Source organism: Proteus sp. FZP2095, from assembly GCF_023701425.1.
Classification (GTDB): domain Bacteria; phylum Pseudomonadota; class Gammaproteobacteria; order Enterobacterales; family Enterobacteriaceae; genus Proteus; species Proteus cibarius.
The window spans coordinates 193,063-201,316 of record NZ_JAMQBJ010000006.1 but is presented as its reverse complement, the minus strand read 5'-3'; the positions used below and the strand labels follow the sequence as shown (position 1 = coordinate 201,316).

The window sequence follows — 8,254 nt, the reverse complement described above, 5'->3', positions numbered from 1 at the left end:
TATTCATAAATGAATTTACTTTTGTTGTTCACTCTTCAAGACTTGATACATCTAATATTTTAGAAGATATCGTCTCTGCGAGTGCCCACACAGATTGTCTGATAATTTGTTAAAGAGCAGTGCAACACTCGCTGCCGTTTCCGGTCTTCTGCGTTGTTGCGAGGAGGTGCATTCTACATCTTCCTCATTCAGTGTCAAGCGTTTATTTTCAAGGCTTTCCACTTTTTTCTTCGTTCTCTCGGCTAACTCACTTAGCGTGGTTTGCCGTGACAACGAGGGCGCATTATAGGGAGTTTTGTGAAGCTGGCAACACTTTTTTTGAGTTTTTTTACTGACCGTTGAATTTTCAATCAAATTGCACTTAAAGCGCCAGTTTTCTGAGCGATTCGAAGCCAAAACTCGCCAAAACAGGTTTTAGTAATTCGCTATTCTCATCTTCTTTTAAGCAATAAGCGAAGCTAATTTCATTTGAACCTTTTATTTTAGCTTGATTTACGACCAACCACGCAGTTCTTCGTGCAATTGCAGCACCAGAATCGATAATTCGTGTGCCATCAGGTAAAACAGAAAGAAGTTCATCTGCTAATAAAGGGAAATGAGTACAACCTAATACCACTGTATCGGGTGGCTCTTTCATTTTTAACCAAGGTGTAAGAATTTTGCGAAGCTCATCTAAAGGAACCTCTTCACCATGAAGTTTTCTTTCTGCCAGTTCCACCAGCTCAGCCGAACCTAAAGAGTGAACTTTGCAATCAGTTGCAAAGCGTTCAATAAGTTCGTGAGTATAAGGACGTTTAACTGTCGCTCTGGTCGCTAATAATCCAACCACACCGTTACACGTTAATTTAGCCGCTGGCTTAATAGCTGGAACAACACCCACAATAGGGATCTCTGTAAACTTGGCGCGTAAAGCAGGAAGGCTTACTGTACTTGCTGTATTACAAGCAATAACAATAGTGGCGAGATCATGTTTTTTAGCAACCGCGCTAACTATTCGAACAACACGGTCAATAATGAACTCTTGTGATTTTTCACCGTAGGGGAATGCTTCATTATCGAAAACATAGATATAGTGAGCCTCCGGTAGTTTTTCACGGATCTCACGATAAACAGATAAACCGCCAACCCCTGAATCAAAAACTAATACAGTAGGGTTAGCGGTAGATAGTGCATCAGAAGTTGTAACTTCCTGTGAGGAAGTATTCTCGTCCTGGCGTGCGATAGCCATAAGCTGTCTCATAATCTTTATCAAACAGGTTGGCTATTCTACCACGAATTGAGAGATGTGATGTAATAGGATATGAAGCAGTTAGATCCCAAATGCTCACACCGCCTAAAGAAACAGGTTTAGCCGGGCTTGTGCCGAAATCTTTATCTGTGCGCTGGCCGATATATTGGTAAGTAATTCCCATATCCAATTTCTCGACTTGCCAATCCAGTTGATATTTCAGCTGTTGACGAGCACGACGATCAAGACGTTGATGCGTTTCTTTATTTCTTGCATCTATATATTGCAAGTTAAAGGTATGATGAAAAATCCAAGTATCCATTTCACCTGTAAATTCCACACCTTTAATTAACGCCTCGCCAATATTATGATTTATCCATCCCTGAGTAGAATCAGCTTGAATAAGATTACTAACATCATTTCTATATGCCGTTAATCGCCACTCGACAGGCCCTGTTAATCCTTCAAAACCTCCTTCCCACTGTTTACTCTTTTCTGGCTGTAAGTTTGGATTACTTCCCCATTCACTATAAAGTTGCATCAGTGTCGGAGCTTTAAATGCCGTACCATAACCACCAATCAGACGATAACCATCAACAAACTCCCAACCTAGGTTAGTTTGCCAAGTAGTATGCCAGCCATACTCTGAGTGCTTATCAGAACGCACAGAAGCTTCAGCTATAATTTCGCCTAATTTCTGCTGTCCTGTTAGATATAAACCGGTATTGTCGAAGTGTTCTTTATTAGGAAATCCATTGGAGCCTGCTTTAATAGATTGACGTTGCCAATCAACACCCCCTCCGATACTGCCATTCCCTAATAAAAGGTGATTTCCCCACTGCACATTATATTGTTCAGAGTTGGTAAAACGGCTTCCTTTACCATAGCGACCATAACGAGGATCATAGTCATAATCTTTGGTGTAGTTATAGCTAGTATTTAAAGAAGAAGAATAGTTATCGTGATGGAACTTCACACCACCATCATAGGTACGGCTAAATAGCGCTCGAGTATCCGTAATAATAGTGTTGTCGATATAATCAGGCTCAGCATCATAAGCAGTGCGATTATCAAAACCATAAGCACGTGCATATAAAGAAACGTTATCGTTAATATAGTGATTAACCCCTAACCACAGTGACTTATTCATAAAGCCATCGCGATCAGGTTGTGGATGCCCTCCAGTATTCCCATTGGCTTCTACATCATAACCTTTAGTATAGAGATAACTACCTGCTGCCGTTAATGTCGTTCTATCCCCAACTTTCTGTTTTACAGAGCCATCATATTCTTGATAACCATGAGAACCCATTGTGGCATTAAGCGTTCCTCCTTCTGTTTTTCTTTCTGTGAGAATATTAATCACACCACCAATTGCATCAGAACCATAAACAGAAGAACGAGGCCCTCTTATATATTCAATACGTTGAACAAGAGAAAGGGGAATTTGGCTAATATCGGAACTACCAGACACATTAGCCTGATTTAAACGCACACCATCCACTAAAATAAGAACATGACGAGATTCAGTCCCACGTACATAAATAGAGCTCACTTGCCCTATCCCACCGTTTTGCCCCACATCAATACCTGGCATTCTGCGTAATACATCAATAACACTATTACTCTGCCAACGATCGATCTGTTCACGTTCAACAATAGTGATAGGCGCTAGAATAGAAGAGTTCGGCTCTTGAAAGCGATTCGCAGTCACACTTAATGTATCGCTGTTATTCGCAAACGCGCCAAAACTACTCACCATGACACTCAAAGCCACACTCGAAGCTATACTTGAAATAAAGAAAACTTTTTTATTATTCATGAAAATCTGCATCCAACAGAATAAGTAGCAGGATGCCGCCAAAATTAAATAAAGCGCGTATTTAATTTAAGATGCGACAGGTCTTCGGCAGGTCTTCGGACTCTAGGTTAAATAAACAATTTTGTGTATTTAAGATAATGACTTCCCACCGCACTTATTAAAGTGCTTTGTAGTGTCTTTTATTATCCTTGATCCTATTACCGCTGCGCGTCAGTTCTGGCTTTGCACCAGATTCCCTTTTCACTCCTATAGGAGACCGAATAACTATGCTACGATTTCAAATCCACTGAGTCCAGAAATTGAACATGAAGAATACTGGACATCTTCATGAGGATCTCTACAATTTCGCTCGCTTAACTTTATTACTGCCAAAAAAAAGGCGAGATACCATGCAGAATTCATTACCAACGCAAACATATCAGTCTCAACTGAATGAAAAAACACAACGCCTACAAACAATGATGGCTCCTTTTAATGCGCCTGATGCAGAGGTTTTTTCATCCCCAGAACAGCATTATCGTATGCGTGCGGAATTCCGTATCTGGCATGAAGAAGATTCTCTCTATCATATTATGTTTGACCAAGAGACTAAGCAGCGTATTCGTGTTGACCAATTTCCGGTTGCCAGCCAGCTTATTAATAAAATGATGGTTACCTTGTTGGCAGAAATAAAAGATAAACCAACACTCAGAAAGAAACTGTTTCAGATTGATTACCTTTCTACGTTGAGTAATAAAATTATTGTCTCACTGCTTTATCACAAGAAAATTGATGAAACTTGGCAACAAGAAGCAATGGCATTACGCCAATCATTAATTGCTCAAGGATTTGATGTGCAATTAATCGGTCGTGCATATAAAACAAAAATTATGCTCGATAACGATTTTATTGATGAAGTGCTACCCGTTGCTGGCAAAGAGATGATTTATCGCCAAGTTGAAAATAGCTTCACGCAACCTAATGCACAGGTCAATATTAAGATGTTGGAATGGGCATTACAGGCAACGGAAAATGCAAAAGGCGATCTGCTTGAGCTGTATTGCGGTAATGGTAACTTTTCATTAGCGCTCGCGCGTAATTTTGATCGTGTGCTAGCAACAGAAATTGCCAAGCCTTCTGTTTATGCCGCGCAATATAATATTGCAATGAACCATATTGATAATGTGAAGATTATTCGCATGTCTGCGGAAGATTTTACTCAAGCAATGAATGGAGTAAGAGAATTTAAACGCCTAGAAGGGATTGATTTAAAAGATTACCAGTGTGAAACCATTTTTGTTGACCCTCCTCGCAGTGGTTTAGACGAGAAAACTGTAGAGTTGGTTAAAAGTTACCCTAGCATTTTATACATTTCTTGTAACCCAGAAACACTGTGCCAGAATTTGGAAACGCTAATTAAAACACATAAAATCAGTAAATTAGCTTTATTCGATCAGTTCCCATATACCCATCACATGGAATGTGGCGTGTTATTAGAAAAAAGATAACTACTTATTTCACTTGTTATCGATAAAAAACCCGCAATAGCACAAATAAAAACAAAAACACCAGCAAGATAACTTGCTGGTGTCAAAATTTCGCTGTGTTTACAACAAAGAGATAAGTACAGACTAGTACTGTTCTGCTTGTGATGCTCTTTCAGCTTCTTCTGCCTGTATACGTAGGCGTTGACGCTGTTTGAACTGACGATAAATCCACAACGCAACGATAACGATACACACTGAAGAGAAGAAATTTGAACCCCATTCAGGGTTAACTGTTCTGGTGTAAGCGTTATAACCGAACAAACCTAATAAAAAGAATGAAAAAATCAGCTTAGGCATACCATCGGTCATAGGTTGATTTAAATAGCGCTGATATAAACAGTAAACTGCCAAGATTAAACTGATAAGTGGGAAAACCGACCACGTCTCAATAAATGGATTAAAAAAACTCGAATAAGTACCATGTAAAGCGACACCAATGACTGTGGCAAGTAATAGCGTGCTTTTTTCACAGCGATTTTGTTCCATCATTTGTCTCCTTTCTGATGCGTTTTTTTCTTTATCTCTGGGTTATCTTGTAGAGGTATTTGCGTTTCTTGCTCACGTCGATACCAATAATAGGCACCTTTAGCAATCATTCGCAGTTGTATAACTAATCTTTCTTCTAATTGTTGACGCTTTTCAATATCGATATCCAGTGCTTCTGCGCCTGCACTAAATACAATAGTGACCATTGCTTCAGATTGCATTTCTGTAAAATAACGTGGCATATGGCTTTCTTGCTCAAGGTAGTCTGCCAGTTCTGCAATAAAATGTTGGATCTCTCGTGCGACCGCGGCACGAAATTCCGCCGAAGTCCCTGAACGCTCACGTAATAATAATCTAAACGCATTAGGATTATTGCCAATGAATTCCATAAAAGTAGCTACAGATGTTCTAATAACACTACCACCTTTAGCAATACGTTGACGTGCTTGGCGCATTAATTGACGTAGCATCAATCCACTTTCATCAACCATCGTGAGCCCTAGTTCATCAACATCTTTAAAATGGCGATAAAATGAGGTAGGTGCAATACCTGCTTCTCTAGCCACTTCTCGTAAACTTAGGCTTGTAAAGCTACGCTCGGCACTGAGTTGGCTAAAAGCAGCTTCAATTAAAGAGCGGCGGGTTTTTTCTTTTTGTTTAGCTCTGATGCCAATATTATTACTCACGGAAATCCTGATAATCCTAATTTGGTTTATACTCAATATATCAAACTTTGTTAAAAAAGCAGTGCGTACAATCATCTCTCAAGACACATTCTCATAAAAACTCAACAAAGTGTGACTAATGCCCTTAATGTCAATTGGGCTATTATTCATTCTAATGTTAATATAGCGTTGTCGGTTTGTATAAAACAGGTCTCTTCCTATGCAACATTCTCATTTCGATGCAATTGTGATCGGTTCAGGTCCTGGTGGTGAAGGCGCGGCCATGGGGCTTGTTAAACAAGGAAAGCGCGTCGCAGTTATAGAACGTTATAACAAAGTCGGTGGTGGCTGTACTCACTGGGGAACTATTCCTTCAAAAGCCCTACGTCACGCGGTAAGTCGTATTATCGAATTTAATCAAAACCCGCTTTACAGTGACCAATCTCGTCTGATTAACTCCTCTTTCTCTCAAATACTTCGCCAAGCCAGTACCGTAATTAGTCAGCAGACTAAAATGCGTCAAGGTTTCTACGAGCGTAATAATTGTACAATGTATTCGGGCGAAGCTGCGTTTATTGATGAACACAGGATCAGCGTGCGTTATCCTGATGGTACTTGCGATATTCTTTCAGCAGATAACTTTATTATTGCAACAGGCTCGCGTCCTTATTGCCCGCCAGATGTCGATTTTTCTCATTCTCGTATTTATAACAGTGACACTATTCTCGATTTAGAACATGAACCTCACCATGTCATTATCTATGGTGCTGGTGTCATTGGTTGTGAATATGCCTCTATTTTTAGAGGATTAAGAGTAAAAGTAGACTTAATTAATACTCGTGATCACCTATTATCTTTCCTTGATCAAGAGATGTCTGATGCACTTTCTTATCACTTCTGGAATAACGGCATTGTTATTCGTCATAATGAAGAATATGAAAGTATTGAAGGTGTCGATGATGGTGTGATTGTTCACTTAAAATCAGGTAAAAAAGTCAAAGCAGATTGCCTACTTTATGCGAATGGTCGAACAGGAAATACAGACACACTTGGCTTAGAAAACGTGGGTATTAAAACAGATAGTCGTGGACAAGTTTCTGTTAATGCACATTACCAAACCAGTTGCGAACACATTTATGCAGTCGGTGATGTCATCGGTTACCCAAGTCTGGCTTCAGCTGCTTATGATCAAGGTCGAATTGCAGCTTTGGCGATCACAACCGGAAAATCAGAAACACATTTAATTGAAGATATTCCGACGGGGATCTACACCATTCCTGAAATTAGTTCTGTTGGTAAAACAGAGCAACAACTCACTGCAATGAAAATTCCTTATGAAGTAGGTCGCTCTCAATTTAAACATCTGGCAAGAGCGCAAATAGCAGGTATGAATGTAGGGAGTTTGAAAATTCTCTTCCACCGTGAAACTAAGCAAATTTTAGGTATTCACTGCTTCGGTGAGCGTGCCGCTGAAATTATTCATATTGGCCAAGCGATTATGGAGCAAAAAGGTGAAGGCAATACTATCGAGTATTTCGTTAATACTACCTTCAACTATCCAACAATGGCAGAAGCCTACCGTGTTGCTGCACTTAATGGTTTAAATCGCTTATTTTAATGCGTTTTGTTTTTCTGCATAAAATGCGGTCATATGTTCACGGATTGTCTCTGCTAACTGTTCATAACGATTACGCAAAGGCGATCCGGGACGGTAAACCAAAATAATAGAACGTGATGGATTGGGATCAGTACATTCTAGATAACAAACCCCATCACGTTTTTGTTCTTGAGGTACAGATAAATCAGGTAATAACGTTATTCCACTACCAGCAGCGACCATATTACGCAAAGTCTCTAAACTCGTTGCTCTAAAATGCGTATCTTCTTTTGCACCCGCTTGAAAGCAAAAACCTAACGCTTGATCGCGTAAACAGTGCCCATCTTCTAACATTAATAAACGCTGTCCCGCTAAGTCGCCCATCGGCACAGACTCGCGTTCATGCCAAGGATGTCCTTCATAAATCGCTAACTTCATTGGCTCTTCAAATAGAGGCACTTCAATAAATGGCGCACTCTCTTTTACCATTGCTAAAATTGCACAATCGAGTTTTCCGCTATCTAACTGAGCTAATAAGCTATGAGTTTGTGCTTCATGAAGATACATCTCTAACTTAGGGTAGTTTTTATGTAATTCAGGAATGATATGAGGCAATAAATAAGGGCCAACAGTAGGAATAAGCCCAATATGTAAAGGCCCTGCCATACTTTCGCCTTGTAATGAAGCCATTTCTTGTAGAACTTTGACTTCACGTAAAACGGTTTTCGCTTGATCCACCAGCAACAAACCTTGTTGAGTAAACAGAACCTTACGGCTAGTTCTTTCAAGCAACATCACACCAAGTTCATCTTCAAGTTTACGAATTTGACCACTTAATGTTGGCTGACTCACATGGCAAGAATCTGCCGCACGGCGAAAATGTTTATGCTCAGCTAGAGCCACCAGATATTCCAAGTCACGGATATTCAT

Annotated in this window: 7 protein-coding genes and 1 riboswitch; of the genes, 2 read left to right on the top strand and 5 right to left on the bottom strand. The window is 39.9% G+C overall.

From position 1 onward, the window contains the following. Positions 1-361 precede the first annotated feature (361 nt). Both murI and btuB read right to left on the bottom strand, forming a co-directional pair. Positions 362-1,228, bottom strand: a complete 867-nt coding sequence (murI, locus tag NBG71_RS18000) for a glutamate racemase (RefSeq protein ID WP_075672968.1) — start codon at positions 1,226-1,228, stop codon at positions 362-364. After that, positions 1,173-3,050 (bottom strand): TonB-dependent vitamin B12 receptor BtuB, encoded by a 1,878-nt coding sequence (btuB, locus tag NBG71_RS17995; RefSeq protein WP_099659457.1) that lies wholly within the window; start codon positions 3,048-3,050, stop codon positions 1,173-1,175. Before btuB ends, murI begins: the two co-directional genes overlap by 56 nt. Before the next feature lie 69 nt (positions 3,051-3,119). After that, positions 3,120-3,326, bottom strand: a riboswitch (cobalamin riboswitch). A gap of 113 nt (positions 3,327-3,439) precedes the next feature. On the opposite strand from btuB, the gene trmA reads away from it, so the two are divergent. Next, the gene (gene trmA, locus NBG71_RS17990; RefSeq protein WP_075672970.1) at positions 3,440-4,537 is read left to right on the top strand and encodes a tRNA (uridine(54)-C5)-methyltransferase TrmA; all 1,098 of its coding nucleotides are present in this window, start codon (positions 3,440-3,442) and stop codon (positions 4,535-4,537) included. 123 nt (positions 4,538-4,660) lie between these two features. Here the strand turns inward: trmA and NBG71_RS17985 are convergent, their stop codons facing one another. Together NBG71_RS17985 and fabR are read right to left on the bottom strand one after the other, a co-directional pair. After that, a complete protein-coding gene (locus NBG71_RS17985; protein WP_075672971.1) occupies positions 4,661-5,062 on the bottom strand; it encodes a YijD family membrane protein in 402 nt (133 codons plus the stop codon). Beyond that, entirely contained in the window at positions 5,062-5,748 is a 687-nt protein-coding gene (fabR, locus tag NBG71_RS17980) for an HTH-type transcriptional repressor FabR (protein ID WP_069366914.1), read from the bottom strand. Before fabR ends, NBG71_RS17985 begins: the two co-directional genes overlap by 1 nt. Positions 5,749-5,947: 199 nt before the next feature. Here fabR and sthA point away from each other — a divergent pair, with 199 nt between their 5' ends. After that, positions 5,948-7,345 (top strand): Si-specific NAD(P)(+) transhydrogenase, encoded by a 1,398-nt coding sequence (gene sthA, locus NBG71_RS17975; protein WP_069366816.1) that lies wholly within the window; start codon positions 5,948-5,950, stop codon positions 7,343-7,345. Here the strand turns inward: sthA and oxyR are convergent. After that, positions 7,337-8,254, bottom strand: a complete 918-nt coding sequence (oxyR, locus tag NBG71_RS17970; protein ID WP_075672972.1) for a DNA-binding transcriptional regulator OxyR — start codon at positions 8,252-8,254, stop codon at positions 7,337-7,339. The two genes, sthA and oxyR, sit on opposite strands and share 9 nt — an antisense overlap.

Excerpts from the sequence above, each read along its gene's own strand:
- murI (WP_075672968.1), bottom strand. The coding sequence starts at position 1,228 with ATGGCTATCGCACGCCAGGACGAGAATACTTCCTCACAGGAAGTTACA.
- btuB (WP_099659457.1), bottom strand. The coding sequence starts at position 3,050 with ATGAATAATAAAAAAGTTTTCTTTATTTCAAGTATAGCTTCGAGTGTG.
- trmA (WP_075672970.1), top strand. The coding sequence starts at position 3,440 with ATGCAGAATTCATTACCAACGCAAACATATCAGTCTCAACTGAATGAA.
- NBG71_RS17985 (WP_075672971.1), bottom strand. The coding sequence starts at position 5,062 with ATGGAACAAAATCGCTGTGAAAAAAGCACGCTATTACTTGCCACAGTC.
- sthA (WP_069366816.1), top strand. The coding sequence starts at position 5,948 with ATGCAACATTCTCATTTCGATGCAATTGTGATCGGTTCAGGTCCTGGT.
- oxyR (WP_075672972.1), bottom strand. The coding sequence starts at position 8,254 with ATGAATATCCGTGACTTGGAATATCTGGTGGCTCTAGCTGAGCATAAA.